General features: G+C 50.1%; 16 protein-coding genes. 4 read left to right on the forward strand and 12 right to left on the reverse strand.

Translation table 11 applies throughout. The features are described 5' to 3' along the window. The first annotated feature begins 42 nt into the window (after positions 1–42). Complete coding sequence (locus tag T320_RS10245; protein ID WP_051608722.1) at positions 43–1,179, forward strand: SLC13 family permease; 1,137 nt, start codon at positions 43–45, stop codon at positions 1,177–1,179. Between the two features lie 126 nt (positions 1,180–1,305). Further along, complete coding sequence (locus T320_RS10250) at positions 1,306–1,569, forward strand: hypothetical protein (protein ID WP_143035107.1); 264 nt, start codon at positions 1,306–1,308, stop codon at positions 1,567–1,569. Here the strand turns inward: T320_RS10250 and nudC are convergent. Continuing rightward, the gene (nudC, locus tag T320_RS10255; protein ID WP_037355515.1) at positions 1,553–2,398 is read right to left on the reverse strand and encodes an NAD(+) diphosphatase; all 846 of its coding nucleotides are present in this window, start codon (positions 2,396–2,398) and stop codon (positions 1,553–1,555) included. The genes T320_RS10250 and nudC overlap by 17 nt on opposite strands. A gap of 180 nt (positions 2,399–2,578) precedes the next feature. On the opposite strand from nudC, the gene T320_RS10260 reads away from it, so the two are divergent. After that, positions 2,579–3,898, forward strand: a complete 1,320-nt coding sequence (locus tag T320_RS10260; RefSeq protein ID WP_037355517.1) for a Na+/H+ antiporter NhaC family protein — start codon at positions 2,579–2,581, stop codon at positions 3,896–3,898. A 69-nt stretch (positions 3,899–3,967) separates the two neighbouring features. On the opposite strand, the gene T320_RS10265 is transcribed toward T320_RS10260, so the two are convergent. Then, on the reverse strand, positions 3,968–4,585 hold the full coding sequence (locus tag T320_RS10265; protein ID WP_037355520.1) for a LysE family translocator: 618 nt from the start codon (positions 4,583–4,585) through the stop codon (positions 3,968–3,970). A gap of 57 nt (positions 4,586–4,642) precedes the next feature. Here T320_RS10265 and T320_RS10270 point away from each other — a divergent pair, with 57 nt between their 5' ends. Further along, the gene (locus tag T320_RS10270; protein ID WP_026760992.1) at positions 4,643–5,098 is read left to right on the forward strand and encodes a DUF441 domain-containing protein; all 456 of its coding nucleotides are present in this window, start codon (positions 4,643–4,645) and stop codon (positions 5,096–5,098) included. Here the strand turns inward: T320_RS10270 and ruvC are convergent. From ruvC to nspC, 10 genes are all read right to left on the reverse strand, one after another. Further along, on the reverse strand, positions 5,091–5,588 hold the full coding sequence (gene ruvC, locus T320_RS10275; RefSeq protein ID WP_037355522.1) for a crossover junction endodeoxyribonuclease RuvC: 498 nt from the start codon (positions 5,586–5,588) through the stop codon (positions 5,091–5,093). The two genes, T320_RS10270 and ruvC, sit on opposite strands and share 8 nt — an antisense overlap. 55 nt (positions 5,589–5,643) lie before the next feature. After that, a complete protein-coding gene (locus T320_RS10280) occupies positions 5,644–6,375 on the reverse strand; it encodes a YebC/PmpR family DNA-binding transcriptional regulator (RefSeq protein ID WP_014424194.1) in 732 nt (243 codons plus the stop codon). A 131-nt stretch (positions 6,376–6,506) separates the two neighbouring features. Continuing rightward, the gene (locus T320_RS10285; RefSeq protein ID WP_231465886.1) at positions 6,507–7,703 is read right to left on the reverse strand and encodes an MFS transporter; all 1,197 of its coding nucleotides are present in this window, start codon (positions 7,701–7,703) and stop codon (positions 6,507–6,509) included. A gap of 10 nt (positions 7,704–7,713) precedes the next feature. Further along, the gene (locus T320_RS10290; RefSeq protein WP_051608723.1) at positions 7,714–10,746 is read right to left on the reverse strand and encodes a type I restriction endonuclease subunit R, EcoR124 family; all 3,033 of its coding nucleotides are present in this window, start codon (positions 10,744–10,746) and stop codon (positions 7,714–7,716) included. A gap of 19 nt (positions 10,747–10,765) precedes the next feature. Beyond that, positions 10,766–11,782 (reverse strand): PDDEXK nuclease domain-containing protein, encoded by a 1,017-nt coding sequence (locus tag T320_RS10295; protein ID WP_037355525.1) that lies wholly within the window; start codon positions 11,780–11,782, stop codon positions 10,766–10,768. Positions 11,783–11,803: 21 nt separating this feature from the next. Then, positions 11,804–13,078, reverse strand: coding sequence for a restriction endonuclease subunit S (locus T320_RS14055; RefSeq protein ID WP_051608724.1), 1,275 nt, complete (start codon positions 13,076–13,078; stop codon positions 11,804–11,806). Between the two features lie 2 nt (positions 13,079–13,080). After that, on the reverse strand, positions 13,081–14,694 hold the full coding sequence (locus T320_RS10305; RefSeq protein WP_037355526.1) for a type I restriction-modification system subunit M: 1,614 nt from the start codon (positions 14,692–14,694) through the stop codon (positions 13,081–13,083). A gap of 436 nt (positions 14,695–15,130) precedes the next feature. Next, a complete protein-coding gene (aguB, locus tag T320_RS10310; RefSeq protein ID WP_369793451.1) occupies positions 15,131–16,009 on the reverse strand; it encodes an N-carbamoylputrescine amidase in 879 nt (292 codons plus the stop codon). After that, positions 16,006–17,136 (reverse strand): agmatine deiminase, encoded by a 1,131-nt coding sequence (gene aguA, locus T320_RS10315; RefSeq protein WP_037355530.1) that lies wholly within the window; start codon positions 17,134–17,136, stop codon positions 16,006–16,008. Before aguA ends, aguB begins: the two co-directional genes overlap by 4 nt. Then, entirely contained in the window at positions 17,133–18,302 is a 1,170-nt protein-coding gene (gene nspC / locus T320_RS10320; RefSeq protein WP_037356509.1) for a carboxynorspermidine decarboxylase, read from the reverse strand. Before nspC ends, aguA begins: the two co-directional genes overlap by 4 nt. Positions 18,303–18,305: the final 3 nt, after the last annotated feature.

The following is an 18,305-nucleotide window of genomic DNA, read 5'->3' on the forward strand; positions in this document are numbered from 1 at the left end:
GCTATACTTTGTCTCTGATCAGATTATGGAAGGAGCATTCCCATGTTTCTATACCAAAAACTGCGCCAGAATCCGGATTTGACCGTGGCGCTTGTTTTTGCCCTGCTTACCAGTTTTATCGCGCCGCCCAGCCTCACAGAAATCGGGACGCGGCTCAATATCCCCCTGCTGGGGCTCTTGCTATTCTTGATGTGCATTGTGGCAGGCCTGCGGCTCAGCGGTTTCTTCGCCGCAATTTTTCAACAGCTGTTCAAAGGCAATGCCTCCGGCCGTTCATTAGGACGATTCTTTATCTTCAGCTGCTATTTCAGTTCCATGTTCATCACCAATGATGTGGCCCTGATTATCTTTGTGCCGCTGGCCATTATGGTCTTTACCGAGGCCCGGCGCATCCGCCTTATCGTGCCCACCGTCTGTTGGCAGACCATTGCGGCGAACTTAGGCAGCATGCTCACGCCGATTGGCAATCCGCAGAATCTCTTTATCTACTCCCATTACGGGCTGGAACCGCTGGAATTTCTAGCCATCACCGCCCCCATTGTCCTGCTCAGCGGCGCGGCCATCTACCTTGCCACGTATACGCTGACGGACTGTGATGTACATCTGCCAGCAGCGCTGGAAGCCCGACTCCCTTGGCAAAAAATTCTGCCCCTGCTATTGCTGTTCAGCCTTTGCCTGCTCCATGTGGTGCATCTGTTGGATTTTTCCCTGCTGGCCGTTATCGTCGTGCCTGCCCTGGCCCTGCTGAATTACCGTCTTTATAAGGAGGCAGATTACAAACTGCTGCTGCTCTTTGCCCTCTTATTTATCGGCGTGGGAAACCTCAGTCATATCGAAGTGTTCCAAAGCTGGCCTGCCAAGATGTTAAACGGTCACGAGTTCTGGGTATCCCTGCTACTGAGCCAGCTCCTCAGCAATGTTCCCGCCACGGTGCTCTTAGCCAACTACACAACCGCTTACACGCCCCTGCTGTTGGGCGTGAACATCGGCGGTCTGGGCACGATTATCGCCTCCATGGCCAGCGTGATTTCCTTCAAGGCGTACCTGCAGACCCGCTTCAGCAAGCCCGGCTATTACCTGCTGACCTTCACGGGCAGTAATCTGGCGGTATTGGCCTTGCTTCTGCTTTATTATCATATCTACATGACCTATGGCGATATGCTGGCACAACTCCTATAACGTGAAAACGACAAGCCTTTTGTAATGACTTGTCGTTTTTTCTATTTCTTATGGAATTTTAACCTTGCCATGCTACCATGTTTTCCGGTTACTAATAATTCTACAAGCACGAGGAAAGGATGTTTTATGATGACAAAGGCGGAAAACCGTACCAACTGGGCGGCAGCTCTGGAATCGGCTGAGGATAGCTCCACGCTGAGCGCTGCGATTGGTTTTGGCTTTACCAAAGATGACCTAAGAGAACTGGTGGCCCTGCATCAGGCCGGTAAATATCAGGAAAAAATTGAGGCGCTGCTGGTGGAATGCAATTTCATCTCCTTCTGCTGCTGCCTGATGAATAAGGAATATGCAGAAGCCATAGAAATGGAAGAACTTAACGAAGCAGACTGATATCTCCTTCCTTGAACTTCATCATCATGTGATTGGTCAAACTCCAATCATCCGTCTGGCCCTGGATGTCTTCGCGCTTCATCCACAGGGCCTCTTTTAATTCGCTTTTATCCATGCGGATGGTGGTATCGCCATCCACCTCACAGTAAAAGCCGACAATCAAATCCTGCACACTGCCCCAGGGCTGAGATTTATAGTAGCGGATATTCTTGACCTTGAGGCCCGTTTCCTCCATGACCTCACGGGCCACACATTCTTCCAGCGTCTCGCCAATTTCCACAAAGCCTGCCACCAGGGCATAGAAACTCATGCTGCGTTTGGCATATTTCGTCAGCAAAATGCTGTCGCCATTGATGACACCGACCACCACCGCCGGATTGATGCGGGGATAAACTACATGACCACAGTCATCGCATTCCAAGGCCCGCTCATCAGCCGCATAAGCCATCAGATGGCCGCAGCGGCCGCAAAAATGATTATCCTCATACCAGCGAATGAGATGCCACGCTGTGTAAGCCGCATACATAAGCTCCTGCGGCCCCTGCAGCTCATAGCGGATTTCTCGCAGCGTCTTATAGGCATAGCCCTCCAATGGCTCTACATGACTTCCCACCCCATGGTACACGCCATGGCCGTCCAGCGAAAACAAATACTGATACATGTACTTATTCGAGCGGATTTCCTGACGCTTGGGAAAACGCATCTTTCCCGGCTCCCCAGATACCATCAAGCCATCCTGATTTGCAAAGATGATGATATCATCCTTCCAGGGCTCGGCATCGGGCAAAAACGCATTATCCAATTTATACGGCGTAATTTCATGAATCACAGCTGTACACTTCCTTCTTTCGCTTTATTAAGTTTCACGCTACTTCCATCACCTATTATACGCCTAATCGGCCCGCAAGTAAAAAATTACTGTCAAGCTGTAAACATACATTTGACAATTCCGTACGATATTCACTATACTAGTTAAGTTAGTTATTTCTTGACAAAGGATGATGAATCTATGGAACAAAATACAACGCAGCCTAAGCCGCGTGCTCTCGCGCTGCTGCCCATACTGGTCTTTCTCGTGCTCTATCTGGGCGCAGGCATCTGGTATGAATACATCGCACCGGTAGAAGGACAGATGGGCTTTTATGTCATGTCCGTGGTGGTGGCCTTCGGTCTGGCCTTGATTGTGGCCTTTATGCAGAACCGCAAGCGCCTCTTTGTGGATAATATACAGCTCTGCGCCAAGAGTATCGGCGATGTGAATATCACCATCATGCTCTTTATCTTCCTGATGGCCGGTGCCTTCAGCGGCATCGCCAAAGCCGCAGGCGGCGTGGAAAGCACCGCCCATCTGCTGCTGAATTTCATACCGGGAACCTTTGCCATCCCCGGTCTTTTCCTCATTGCCTGCCTAATCTCCATGGCCATGGGCACCAGCGTTGGCACCATTACCGTTCTTGTGCCTATCGCTACCTCGGTGGCCCAGAATGCTGACCTAGGCCTGCCCCTGACGGTGGCTTCCGTGGTGGGCGGCGCCATGTTCGGCGACAACCTCTCCTTTATCTCGGACACGACCATTGCCGCCACGCGCACCCAGGGCACACGCATGCAGGATAAGTTCTATGCCAACCTTAAGCTGGCCCTGCCCGCAGCCTTGGTCACGCTGGTCGTGCTCATTTACCTGGCACTTTCCGGCGGTACGGCGGACTTAGGCCATTTTGACTACTCCCTGCTGCTGGCTCTGCCCTATTTTCTCGTGCTGATTATGGCCCTTATGGGACGCAATGTGTTTCTGGTTTTAGGCACAGGCATTGTGCTGTTCTTTGGTCTGGGACTTGCCACCGGCACCACTGACCTGTCCAAGGCATTTTCCGCCATGGGCACCGGCACCAACGGCATGTTTGAAACCATGATTGTCACCATCCTAGCCGCATCCATCAGCGCCCTCATGCGGGACGGCGGCGGCTTTGAAGCACTGCTCGCCTTTATCCGCAAGCACTTCAAGGGCAAAGGCGGCGGCCGTCTAGGTATCGGCCTCTTAACCATCCTGATGGACGTAGCTACCGCCAACAATACCGTAGCCATTGTGGTGGCCGGCCCCATTGCCAAGAACATCAGCGAGGAGTACGGCATTGCCCCGCGTGAAAGTGCCTCCCTTCTCGATACCTGTTCCTGTATCGCACAGGGCATCATCCCCTACGGTGCGCAGCTCCTGATTGCCTCGGCCATCGCCGGCATCACCAGCCTCAGCATCATTCCCTATCTCTTCTATCCCTTCTTTTTAGCTCTGGCCGTCCTCCTCTGGATTGCCTTGGATGCACGGAAAAAATAAGCATTTGTTCGCATAAAAATGTCCCCCATAAGCTGATTCCACATCAGCCTTATGGGGGACATTCCTTATTCAGGTCAGTAAGATGGCCAGCGCGATAGCCGTCAGGACCACGCCCTGAACAATACCCAGAATACGATTTATGTTTTTGCAGCCCAGAATGAAGCTGCGCACTCTCCCTGCACAAAGGGCAATGAATGAAAAGATAGCAAAGGCCTGCAAGGCAAATACTGCTCCCAGCATGGCGATATGCCAGCCTACCTGCTCACTTGCCGTATCCACAAACTGCGGCAGAAAAGCCAAAAAGAACAGCAAGACCTTGGGATTCAAAACATTCATCAGCACGCCGCGGCGATAGATGGCAAGATAGGGCGCGCCTTCCCCGGCCTCGCCCAGTTGCAGTTCGCCGTGCTCACGGAAAGCCTTTCCCGCCAGATACAGGAGATAGGCTGCCCCCACAAATTTCAACACCGTAAAAGCCAGCGGAGAACTTTGCAACAGTGCCGCTACCCCCACAATGACCAGAGTGGTATGAAAGACTATGCCGCTGGCGAGTCCTGCACTTAAAGCCACACCACTTCTGGCACCGCTCGCAAGGCTCTTGGCCAGCAGGTACATATTGTCCGGCCCGGGGGCTAAAGTCAGTATCACGGAAGCGGTCAAAAAATAAAACAGAGTATTTATTTCCATAAGCTCTCCCTCTCGTGTATAATAGTAAGGTGTGTTTTAACAAAGGAGCTGATTGATTTGTATATCGAATATATTACTTTAGGTGCGGTACTGCTGCTCAGTTATCTGGGCCATAATATGACCGTTGTCTATGCCACCGCCATTGTACTCGGGCTGAAAATACTCGGACTGACTACGGCCCTCAACGCCCTGGGTTCCCAGGGCCTCAACTGGGGCATCATCATTTTGACCGCCGCCATTCTCGTGCCCATTGCCAACGGCACCATCACCATCCAGACCATGCTCGATGCCTTCCGCACCCATGCAGGCATCATCGCCATTGTTGCGGGACTCTTGGCCGCCATTGCCGGCGGTGGCGGTGTTGAGCTCTTGAAAAACACGCCGGATGTGATTCCCGCCCTGATTATCGGCACCATGGCAGGCGTTCTGCTGTTCCACGGCGTAGCTGTCGGCCCGCTGATTGCCGGCGGCCTGACCTATTTCATCCTCTGGCTCATGAAAGCCTTTACCTGATGCCGTTGCGGAAAGCGGCGTTGCCCATGCAGTAGGTCGTGCAGATAGCCACAGCCAAAGCATCGGCAGTATCGTCAGGCTTGGGCGGCTCCGGCAGGTGCAAAAGTTTCGTCACCATGTAGATGACCTGCTTCTTATCGGCCTTGCCATACCCCGTCACATCCTGCTTTATCTGCATCGGCGTGCGCTCCACGATGGGAATATTGTTTTTCGCCGCCGCGAGCAGCACGACACCGCGCGCCTGCCCTACGGGGATGGCCGTCGTGACATTGCGGTTGAAGAATAGTTTTTCAATCCCCATAATATCGGGCTTGTATTCCTTCATCAGCGCATCGAGTTCGTCGTAAATCTTGACCAGCCGGTCTTCCATGCGCATCTTGGGCGAGGTGAATACCGAACCATATTTTATCGGGATAAGACGGCTGCCGCGGGATTCTACCAAACCAAAACCGCAGATAGCCGTACCGGGGTCAATTCCTAGTGCTAACATTAATATCCTTTCCTTGATACAGAAAATGGGCTCTTACGAGCCCATTTTTTATGCTTTAGTCTTCGTCCGTTTCGTAGTTGCTGTACACGTTCTGAACGTCGTCGTTGTCTTCCAGAGCGTCTTCGAGCTTCTGCATCTTCTCGGCATCTTCACCGGACAGTTTTACGGTGTTTTCCGGAACCATGGTGATTTCAGCGGAAGCCGTTTCGATACCCTTTTCAGCCAGAGCAGCTTCGATAGCGTCAAAAGCATCCGGTTCAGCGGTGATTTCGAATACATCGCCTTCGTCCTTCATGTCATCTGCACCAGCTTCGAGCACGATTTCCATGAGTTCGTCTTCGTTGTCGAACACTTCTTTTTCCACAACAAAGATGGCCTTCTTGTTGAACATCCAGCCTACGCAGCCGTCCTGACCGAGGTTGCCGCCGAACTTGGAGAACAGGTGGCGCACATCAGCAGCCGTACGGTTGCGGTTATCCGTGAGGATGTCGAGCATAACAGCCGTACCAGCCGGGCCGTAACCTTCGTAAGTGAGTTCTTCGTAGTTGCTGCCTTCAGAAGCGCCGAGGCCCTTCTGGATAGCGCGGTTGATGTTGTCCTTCGGAATGTTGTTGGCCTTGGCCTTGGAAAGAGCCAGCTTCAAACGCATATTGCCCGTGGGGTCACCGCCGCCCATGCGTACGGCAATGGTGATTTCACGGCCGATTTTCGTGGTGATACGACCGCGGATGGCGTCGTTGGCGCCTTTTTTACGTTTAATGTTGGCCCATTTGGAATGTCCTGACATGCAAAATTCGCTCCTTTTGCTTATTTACCCTCGTCTGAGGAAAAATTCGTTAATAACTCTAACAGTATACTACGATTCGGCGTTATCGTCAAATCAGCCTACTCGATAGTGACGAATTTATAGCCTCATATTTATTTCTGCCGGGAGCAAATGAAAAACCGGCACCAAAGGGCATTGCACAGCAGCAAAGCCGCCACCAGCAGAAAGAGATTGCGGATACCGATGCTAGCAGCTAACTGCCCGCCCAAGAAACCACCGGTGAACATCCCGATAAACTGCGCCGACTGATTGATGCCGAAAATCCTTCCCATCAACGCCGGCGGAGTTAACTGACGAATGAGGTTATTGGTCGATGGCATAAGACCGGCAATGGCTATGCCATGGAAGAACCGCAAAACTCCCAGCTGCCAAGGAGCGGTTACCATGCCCTGCGGGATGGAAACCAGACCTGAAAGCAGCAGGCAGGAAAACAAAATGCGGGCCGAACCGATGCGGTCAGCCAGTCGGCCAAGCTTTGAAGCAAATATCATACTGGCCAGGCCTGTGGCCGAGAATATCGCCCCCGAGATAATGGCCAGATGTTCGACGTTACCGGCAATCTCCTGCACATAGACCGTGAGAATCGGTGCGGCACAGGACAGGGAGAAGTGCAGCAATACGGTCGTCAGGAAAACGCCGAGAATGATGTTATACTGTGGCAGTTCCCGAAAGGATGGCAACTCGCCAGCCACAGCTTTTTCACCTGCAGGCTGTCTTGTTTCGCTGAGCTGCGTCAATGCCAAAAAGCCCAGCAGGCAGCATGAGCCAATCAGCAGAAAGGAATTGCGGAAGCCAATTATTTCACTGAGCCAGCCGCCAAAGATAGGCCCCATGAGCCCGCCGGATACCTGTGCGGTAAAGAACATGCCCATGGCCCAGCCTGACCGGTCCTTCGGTGTTTCCTGTGCCAGCAGCGGAATAACCGCCGCCTGAAAGCCGCTCAGACAGCCTTGCAATAGGCGCAGCGCCACCAGATGCCATACACTTTGCGCAAAGCCCATACCAATCATGATGAGCCCCAGCCAGCCGGAGGCACGCAGAATCATCGGCTTTCTCCCCCAGCGGTCCGAAAGCCTGCCCCATATGGGCGAAAAGATGGCCAGGCTGATAAAATTACAGCCAAAGACAATCCCGGACCAACGGGCCACATCCGCAGGATTATCGACGCCGAGCTCAGCAATATACAGCGGCAAAATCGGAGCCATCTGACTCATGCCGATGGATACGATGAAGGATGCAATACAACATATATAAAGATTTTTCTTCCAGAGTGGAATGGTCGCTGCCATGAAAAGCGCCTCACTTCTCCCGCAATGGCCGGATTTTTTCAATCAGCTCGATAACGGCATCTTTGGCCTTGCGATTGTATTTTAACTTGCTGACACCCTCGTGGTTTTGCTTATAGGCTTCGTAGTCTGTGACGAGGGATATTTTATCGCCTTTCCTAAAGGTATTCAATATGGCCAGCACATCTTTTTTCTGTGCGCACCATTCTTTCGTGAAGCTGTTAATCTGCTGCGCGATAATTTCCTCGATACGGGTTTCAATCACCGTCATGGCATCAAGGCCCTTATATTTCAGCGGGTCTTTCTTCATATCTTCCCAGAAGCCGCCAATGACATCAGCCAGCGCCGGATTCGTTTCACGGAGTTTATCGATATGGCTGTCAATGGCAGTATCTTCGATAGGCTCTACAATAAGCTCATCTTCCCCAGGCATATAGTTCTGAATCAACGACACGATATAACGGTAGTCAATAGTCACGCTGCGGATATTCTCAATCTCATAGCCGATATCCACCACCACAGGCTCCTCATCACTCGTCGGCGTTTTGAGTTCTTCAATGACATTATGATACTTGCCGCCGTATTCTGTCAGACTCTCCTTCACAATGCCATAATCGCTGAACTCCTTGTCCTCCCATTCCTGATAAACCTGAATCTCACCGCTGAGGCGGTCAACTTTCTGAAAGGCCTTGGCAAATTTCTGCATGGCGCTGCGGTCGCCCATAATCGTTTCCACAGTCTCGGGCGTTGCCGCAATGCTTTTGAGTTCTGCCAGTGCATCCTTAAAATCCTTTTCGATTTCCGCAAAGGTCGGCGCGCTGACTTCCTTTGTGCCGCCGTTACTGTACAGCAGCAATGCACCATCCACAGCCGTTTGGTACTGCGCCGACCGCTGGAAAATCACCACCATTCCATAGCGTTTGCTCTTGTCAAAAATGCGGTTGGTGCGGCTGAAAGCCTGAATGATATTCTGCGGGGCCATCGGCGGGCGGTCTACAAAGAGAATAGCGCAAGGCGGCGCATCAAAACCGGTCAGCAAGCGGTCAACCACAATGACAATATCCAACTGTTCTTTCCGCTGTTTATAACGCCCCTTCTTCCTGGCCAAACGGTCATTGAGATTGGTGTTGTAGGCCTGCAAACTATCCAGCGCGAATTTCGTGCCAAACATTTCGTTGTAATCGGCCAAAGATTCCTTCATGGCCTGCTGATTGGCAAGCGAATCTTCGTCGTTTTCCGTCACCGTATAGGTAATGGCAATCTTGGGGAAGTCCACACACTTCTCCCGAATGGAGGGCGACACATTCCCGCCCGCAATGAATTCCTTGAACAGTTGATAGTACCGTTGGGCAATCTCAATGGAAGACACAGTAAGAATCGCCTCATAAGCCTCCCCTTGCGGGGCATTCAGACGAAACTTGCCCGCCGCCTTGTTGATGATGTACTTCACCACGCTGCGACGATGTTCGTCATTATCGTAAATATCGACGCCTGTGTTCTTATAATAAGCCGCAAAAACCTTTTCCTCCAGCTTGTCCGGCTCCATATTGGCCAGTTCATCAGCACTGGCCACCTGCAATTTCTCACCAAGTTCCAGCAGCTGGTCATGGGACACAGAATCCTTGTAATCAATCTGGAACCCCAGAACGGCATTATTATGCAAGGCCTCCTTGATGGTGTAATTGTGCAGACAGGGGCCATACAGCGCTTCCGTAGTACGCGCCAAATCCCCTTTGCGCTGACGCTTGTTTTCATCAAAAATCGGCGTACCGGTAAAACCGTACCACAGGGAATTGCTAAAGAACTTCTGCAACTCCCGCTGGGTTTCCGGCGTGACCGTGCGGTGGCATTCATCCACTACAAAAGCAATGCACATCCCATGAAGGCGCTTTGCCGTGGCGGAATCCTTCTTCGCTTCACTATTGTAGCGCTTCATGATAATCTGCATCTTTTGGATGGTGGTGACAATCACCACGCGGTCTTTGTTTTTGAGCTTTTGCAGCAGGTCATGGACATTATCGGTTTCGTCCACATCAATGATGTCATTTTCCGCATAAGCCTTGAAGGAAATGGAGGTCTGCTGGTCGAGGTCTTTACGGTCAATGAGGAAAATGGTCTTGTCAATCCCCGGAATCAAAATGAGATTCTTGGCCACCGTGTAGGAGGTTAACGTCTTGCCGGAACCCGTCGTATGCCAGACAAAGCCCGACTCCTGCCGCTGGGAGGACTGCTTGACGGCTTCAATGGCATGCACCTGATAGGGCCGCAGCAAAATCAGCTTATGACGCTCCGCATCCACCACACTGTAATGGCCCACCATCTCATGCGCTTCAGGAATCCGCAAAACTTCCTTGGCAAATTCCAGATAATTTTCCACCGGCTCATTGTTCTTGTTAACCCACGAAGTCAAAAAACGCTCATTGAGGTTTGAGCCGGTATCGGCGGCAATATAGCGGGTGTTGCTGCCATTGCTGATGACAAACATCTGCACCATGCCAAAAAGCCCGCGGAATTTCCCTTCCAGACTGTATTTCTTTATCTGACGGAAAGCATCCATATAGGGATGGTCCTGGTTCTTGAGTTCAATATGAATCATGGGCAGGCCGTTAATCAGCAAAGTCACATCAAAGCGGCGCTCACGGTCATCATCATCCTGCTTGTCGGAAACAAACTGGTTGATGACCTCATAAGATGACCTGCCCCCGGCGATTTCCCGATTGCTGACCGCCATAAGGTGGATTGTGCCTTTGGCCGCATCCTCGCGCGTCAAGGGAATGACCGCCTCACCATTCTCCCCCGCCAGCCACAAAGCCGCCTTGTAAGGAGTCTTGGCCACATCCAGCATATATTCCCGAATCTGATGAAACTCGGCATTCGTTACAGGCTCACCATCAAGCACAGCAAGATTGTTCTGATTCAGCTTCGTCCGGAAATTTGCCCAAAGGGATTCCTCGTCTACAATATCCTTGCGATAAGTCCATTGGGAAACATCCCCCGTGAGCTGCTTAATCAGCGCCCATTCCATCGACACTTCACTTGGTGCCATGCACATTCCTCCTGCTACGTTATTCTTCTTTTGCCAAAGGAAGTTCCTGCAAGCGCAGTTCCTTTTTCAATTCTTCCTCAGTTGGCATATACGACAAATACTTGGAAGCATATATCTGCGTGTTACTGTCATCCCCTAAAGTATATTTAATTACCGCTTCATTTTTCTCAGCACACAAAACAATTCCTATAGGGTCATTATCTCCGTCAATTTTCATATTACGCTTATAATAATTAACATACATTTGCATTTGTCCCATATCCTGATGTTTTACCTTGCCTAACTTCAAGTCAATAAGGACAAAGCACTTTAATATATAATTATAGAATACCAAATCAATATAAAAGTGGTCACCATCCAGGTCTATATGTTTCTGTCGGGCAACAAATGAAAAACCACGTCCCAACTCAAGCAAAAATTCTTTTAAGTGCTCGATGATTCCTTGCTCTATATCCTTTTCATGAAAATTAGGCGAAGATTTCAAATTAAGGAATTCCAATACATACGGGTCACGAATAAAATCCGTATACGCCACATCAGATTCGTCTTTAGGAGCCATCTGGGGAAGATTTTTAGTTTCTTCCTGTATTGATAATGTTCGCTGATACGCAAGAGTTGATATTTGTCTTTCCAACTCCCTTACGCTCCAACGTGAGGCAGCGCACTCTTTCTCATAATATGTTCTTGCCTCTATATTATTTACCCTCATCAGCAGTCTATAATGCGACCAGCTCAAATGTGAACACAGTGTGTTCGCATTTGGAAAAGCCAGATAAAACTGCCGCATCATCTGCAAATTTCTGACAGAATAGACCTTCCCAAATTCAGCCGTTAACTTCTCCGAAACTTGTTGCAATACACCTTTGCCATATTCCGCCTGCTTACCGTCACAAGCTTTATCCAACTGCTGACCAATTTCCCAATATATCTGCACCATGCCAGTATTTACGGCCTGTTGTACCTTATACTGTACATGGATTATACTTTGTCTGATTTCACCGTAAATATACTGCGATACTTTCTCAATTTCATTCATACCGATTCACCCCCAATGCCTTTATTTTTTAGGAAACATATTTTGCAACATATACTTCTTGATTTCTTTAAGGGTATCATGCCTACGCTGATGAAGGGTGATAAGATTGTCGAGATTGGAGAAATATGCACCTATTTTTCCCTGTTCTCCCACTGACTGGGGTAAGACCATCTTGGTGTCTTGCAAAACACCTTTAGATATAGATATCACCTTAACTCCTTGCATAAGTGGTCGTAGTTGAGCATGATAAGAATTAGAATTCATGTAATACCCCAAGAACTTAGGAGCATACCTCTGCCTAGGACGACAAGGGATAGTGTGTAATCCCGAAATCAGTTTCTTGCCTTGTGCCCCAACTATCTCCGTACACTTACCTACAGTCTCGTCTTCTGCAGTGTCTGCAATTATAATATCTCCATCCTGCAAGAATGAATTACTGAATTTATCCACCAACTTTTTATCGGATATATAAGGTAGTTCTTCTGTTGTAGCATCAACATAATCGCCAAACTTGACAAGAATATCGCCATAATGAATGTTCTGTGCTTCGCCCTTCTCGTAGTTTAGGTCAGCTCTTGAAAGAGTATTATTTGGTAATCCATCAAACACTTCATGGAACTTCCGCTGTTCCCAATCATCAGTGAACCCAGCAAAGCGAATCTCTGGAACTTTTTCGCCTTTTTTCGGAAACATTTTTTGAAGCATATACTTCTTTACTTTTTGCAGTTCATCACACTTTCGCTGGTGCAGAGTAACAAGGCTATCCAACTGCTTAAAACAATCAGCAATCTTGCCTTGTTCTTCATAAGAAGCTACATCAACTACAAACTCTTGCATATCTGACGCAAGAATATGTTTTATTGTATTGCCTGTTGTAATGTTATCAATTTTCTTCTTTGCTTTGTCAGTCTGATATTGATAATTCAAGAAATATGGTTCTATTGGAGCCTTCAGATTTCTAAACATTATAAGCGCATGAGCCGCCGTATTATCTAATTCTTTAGGAATTACAGCCGCATGACCAACATGTCCAGATTGAACCATAACCATATCACCAGCATGTAACCATTTATCTTTCTGTCGCTCATAGAACTCATCGTTTATAAATATCTCTGAGTTATGGTTTATCTGCCCATCTTTTACGTTATTGGATTCAAGATAGAAGTGTCCTTCTTCAACATAGTATGGAGTAGCTGTACCAACAAAAGCATTTCCAATATCCTGATATATGTCCGATAACTTTTGCTGTCCCCAATCATCCGTAAATCCCTTAAATCTAATTTTAGGTGTGCTCATCTTCACACCCCCTGTATGATTTTGCCCAGTTCCGCCAATGCCGCTCTTGCGTCTGCATCATCACTGGTCAACTCATTCATCATGGCCAGCAGTTCATGATTGGCAGTTTTTATCTCGGCATCAATCTCCTGCAAATTGGCACATACTGCTTTGAGGTCAACCTCCGGCTCGGGTTCACTGGTATCCACATAGCGGGGAATATTGAGGTTGTAGTCATTTTCCTTGATTTCTTCAAAGGTGGCCAAATGGGCAAACTTGTCCACATCCTTGCGCTCATCATAAGCCGCCATAATCTTGTCAATATGCTCCGCATCCATGAAGTTCTGGGCCTTTTCCTTGCGGAACTCCTTTGACGCGTCAATAAAGAGCACATCACGGTTCACATGGCCTTTTTTCAGCACGATAATGCAGGTCGGAATGCCCGTATTGAAGAAAATCCCCGCAGGCAGGCCGATAACCGCATAGATATTGCCATCTTCCAGCAGGTGTTTACGGATTGTCCCCTCTGCAGCCCCGCGGAACAGAACGCCATGCGGCAGGATAATGCCCATTGTGCCGTTTTCTTTCAGATGATAGAAGCCATGAAGCAGGAAGGCAAAATCAGCCTTTGACTTCGGCGCCAGCTTTTCATAACGCTGGAAACGCGGGTCAATCAAGAAACCTGCCGCCGCGCTCCAATGCTGACTGTATGGAGGATTCATCACGGTAGCATCATAGTTCGTCGGCTCCTCCGTGGGCCAGTCAGCCCCCAAGGTATCGCCATTGCGGAAATGCTGATACTGGAAGGGCACATTATGCAGAATCATATTCATGCGGGCCAAGTTGTAGGTGGTATGCGAGATTTCCTGCCCGAAGAACTGAATGCCATTGCGGCAATCCTCGTTAATAAACGCGCGGGCATGTAAAAGCAGGGAACCTGAACCCATGCACGGGTCATAAATGGAAAAAGCCGGCTCCCCTTCTTTGCCTTTGGTCACAATACGGGTGATAAGCTCCGAAACAGCCTGCGGGGTATAGAACTCCCCGGCCTTTTTCCCGGACCCCGCCGCAAACTGACCAATCAGATATTCATAAGCATCACCGAGCGCATCCGCGCCATACTGCGTAAAGTCAATATGAGCCAACTCCTTCATCACATCCGAAAGCATAGCATTGCGCTTTGCCGGAGTGGTGCCAAGGCTTTTGGAGTCAATATCAAAATCCTCGAACAAATCCTCATAGAGCTTCTGCCCGCGAATAGCTTCACCGCCCTGCTCAATATCCCGCATGGCCTGACGCAGATGGTCGGTGGTAAAAGTCTTGTTGTTGATTTCATTGTACAGCGCCGTAAATGTATACTGCGGCTCAATCGCAAAACTGTAATTTTCCTCCAACTCGGCCTTCAAATCATCCCAATCCTCACCTTGACGGGCTTCCTCATATAACTGCTGCGCTTCATCAAGACTTTCCGGCTGGCGGTCTTCCAACAAGTCAACCACCGTATAAAGCTGACGGTCAGACAGATACTTATAAAAAATCATGCCGAGAAGATAATCCTTGTATTCGTCCGCGCTCATCGTGCTACGCATAACATTAGCTGCGTTCCATAACGCCTGATTCAATTCCTGTGATGCCATATCTCTATCATTCCTTGCCTTAATTAATCAGAATCTTATACCATTGGTATCTATTATACTAGATTTATTCTTTGTTTTCAAAAAAGCGACAGCCTCCGTTCCCCAACGAATGGCTATCGCCTTTTGTTACGCTCACATACAGCTTCAATAATCCGCTCCTGTATATTACCGCCATTTCACCGCCAATCACCGCCATTTTTCTCCGAACTTTCTCCGAACTTCACCGAACTTTTATCTTAAGCGACATCTTGAGCGTCACCTTGGGCGTCATCTTGAGCGTCATTCTTTCCCTCAACGTAATATGACACCTCACGCTCGATGACAGCAGACAAAAAGGGATTATTCCTGCGCTAGTACACGCTGCGCGTGTAGATCGCTTAGGAATAATCCCTCTTTGCCTGCCGAAGTTACAACAGCACTATTTTCTTAGATAATTTCACTTTACAATATCCCGATACATTTCCGGCCGCCGGTCGCGGAACAGCCCCCAGCTCAAGCGGTCTTTGGCGTATTGGTCGAGGTCAAAGGAAGCGGTCAAAACCTGCTCATCCGCACGGTTCGCTTCCGCGATAATCTCCCCCGTGTTATCCGTGATAAAGGATGAACCATAGAAGCTCAGCGACGAGGACTGGGCACCGTTTTCTGCACAGGGTTCCACTTTCTCTACGCCAATGCGGTTAGCCGCCATTACGGGCACGAGATTGCTGCCGGCATGGCCCTGCATACAGCGGCGCCAATGGGGCATGCTGTCGGTTTCCAGAATGGGTTCAGAACCGATGGCCGTGGGATAGAGCAGGATTTCTGCTCCCTGCAGCGCCATGGCACGGGCAGCTTCGGGGAACCACTGGTCCCAGCAGATGCCTACACCTACCTTGCCATAGCGGGTATCCCAGACCTTGAATCCCGTGTTGCCCGGCGTGAAGTAGAATTTTTCCTGATAGTAATGGTCGTCAGGAATATGGGTCTTGCGGTAAACGCCCAAAACCTCACCATCGGCATCGAGCATGGCAATGCTGTTAAAGAGCCGCGTGCCATCCTTTTCATAGAAACTGATGGGCATAGCCACGGCCAGTTCTTTGGCGATGGGCTGGAAATGCCGCACGGCCGGATTTTCCTCTACGGATGTGGCATAATCATAGAAATCATACTGCCGCTGCTGGCAGAAATAGGGCCGTTCAAAGAGCTCCGGCAGCAGGATTATCTGTGCGCCCTGCTCCGCGGCTTTTCGTACCAGTTGTTCAGCCTTGTTTATATTCTCACTTACACCTGCCACCATCTGCATTTGAATGGCGGCAACGGTTACTTTGCGCATTATCTCACCTCGTGTCTCTGCGTGATGGAAGGAATCTGCTGGGTCAGGCAATGGAAGTTGCCGCCGCCCACGATTACAGCTCTGGCAGGCAAGGGCACCACTTGGCGCTCTGGGAAACATTCTCCTAAGATACGCCGGGCCTCCCTGTCCATTTCATCACCGAACTGCGGCAGAATGACCTTGCCGTTGCAGAGATAGAAATTCACATAGCTGGCCGCCAGTCGTTCCCCCGGCTCCCGCCTGTCCTCACCTTCCTCGAAGGTAAAGCTGTTTGCTTCTTCCGCGGTGATGCAGACAGGCTTCTTGGGGATGGGCAGTTTATGAATGATAAACTTACGCCCCTTGGCGTCCGTAGCTGCTTCCAATACCGCTAAATCCGCCTGACTCAGCGCAAACTGCGGGTCAGATTTATCCTCCGTCCAGGCCAACAGGACTTCACCGGGCTTTACAAAGGCAAAGACATTATCCACATGCTCGTTGGTTTCGTCATTATAAATGCCCCGTGGCAGCCAAATGACTTTTTCCGCGCCGAGATATTGCAGCAGTTTTGCTTCAATCTGCTCTTTTGACCAGTCAGGGTTGCGCCCTTTGGACAGCAGGCAGGCTTCGGTCACAACGACCGTTCCTTCACCATCCACATGGATGGAGCCGCCTTCAAGCACAAAATCTCCGGCATCATAGATATCGTCATGCAGGGCCGCGCACATCTTCTCCGCCGCCGCATCATCCTGCGCGTAATCCGGGTAAAGGCCGTCAAAATCACCGCCCCAGGCATTGAAGCGCCAGTTGATGCCCCGGCGCCGGCCTTTACCATCAACGGCATAGGTTGGCCCCATATCTCTGGCCCAGGCATCGTCCGTGGGAATCGCCAGATAATGGATATGCTCCTGCGGCAGGTCCTTAAGCATTGCTTCTGCCTGCGCGCGATGCGCCTCATCCACCAGCAGATAAAGCTCCTCCACAGCCGAAATCTCGCGAATCAGCTCCACAAACACCGGCTGCACATCCGCGCCGTTATTCGTCCACGAACCGGGCCGGGTGGGCCAAATCAGGAAAGTTCCTGCATGGGGTGCAAACTCGGCGGGCATATAGAAACCGTCGGCTTTTGGTGTACTATCCTTTATCCTCATGACAATCGTTCCTTAAAGTCCTGATAACCAAACTTTTTGACCAATGTACAGTCACCACTGGCATCCATCTTCCAAATAGCAGGCAGGGCCATGCCGTTGAAGGTATTGTTCTTGACCATGGAATAGATGGCCATATCTTCAAAATAGAGCCTGTCTCCTGGCAGGATTTCCCGGTCAAAGGAATAATCGCCGATAATATCCCCCGCCAGGCAAGTGCAGGAGGAAAGCTTGTAGGTATATGCCTTCTCCCCTGCCTCGCCGGAATCCTTGAGGGGCGGCCGATAGGGCATTTCCAACACATCGGGCATATGGCAGGCAGCGGACGCGTCAAGAAGCAGGATATTTACGCCATGATTGGTCACTGTATCCAGCACTTCTGTAACGAGATAACCTGCATTAAGCGCCACGGCCTCGCCGGGTTCCAAGTAGACTTCCACCGCATATTTTTCTTTGACCTCCTTAACCAGGTCAATCAATAGCTGACGGTCATAATCCGCCCGCGTGATATGATGGCCGCCGCCCATATTGAGCCAATGAATGGAATCTTTTTGCAGCCAGCGACCAAACTTCTGCTCTACGGCCTGCAAAGTCTTGGCCAAAGCATCACTGTTCTGTTCGCAAAGGGTATGGAAATGCAAGCCGTCCAGCAAATTCCAAAGCTGCGGTTCGGCTTCTACCGCCTGGGCAAAATCCTCCGCCGTAACGCCCAAGCGCGAACCGGGTGCACAGGGGTCGTAGATGGCATGCTCCTGTGTCGAGCATTCGGGATTGATGCGCAGGCCAATGCCATGCGTTATGCCCCGCGCCTGCTGGATTCCTTTGACCTTGGCACCAAAGCGGCGCAGCTGGGAAAAGGAATTGAAGATTACATGGTCGCAGATAGCGGCAATCTCCTCGATTTCTTCAGCCCGATAGGCAGGGGAAAACACATGGTTCTCCCCCGCCATTTCCTCATGGCCCAAGCGTGCCTCATAAAGGCCGCTGGCGGTGGCACCGTCAAGGTACCTGCCAATCAGCGGGTACTCAGCAAACATTGAAAAGCATTTCTGCGCCAGCAAGATTTTGCAGCCTGCCTCTTCTTTAACCTGCTGCAAAATCCGCAGGTTGTTCTCTAATGCCTGTTCGTCCACCACATAGGCGGGCGTAGGCACTTTGTCGATTTTCATGCG

The organism is Selenomonas sp. FC4001 (assembly GCF_000701565.1).
GTDB lineage: Bacteria > Bacillota > Negativicutes > Selenomonadales > Selenomonadaceae > Selenomonas_A > Selenomonas_A ruminantium_B.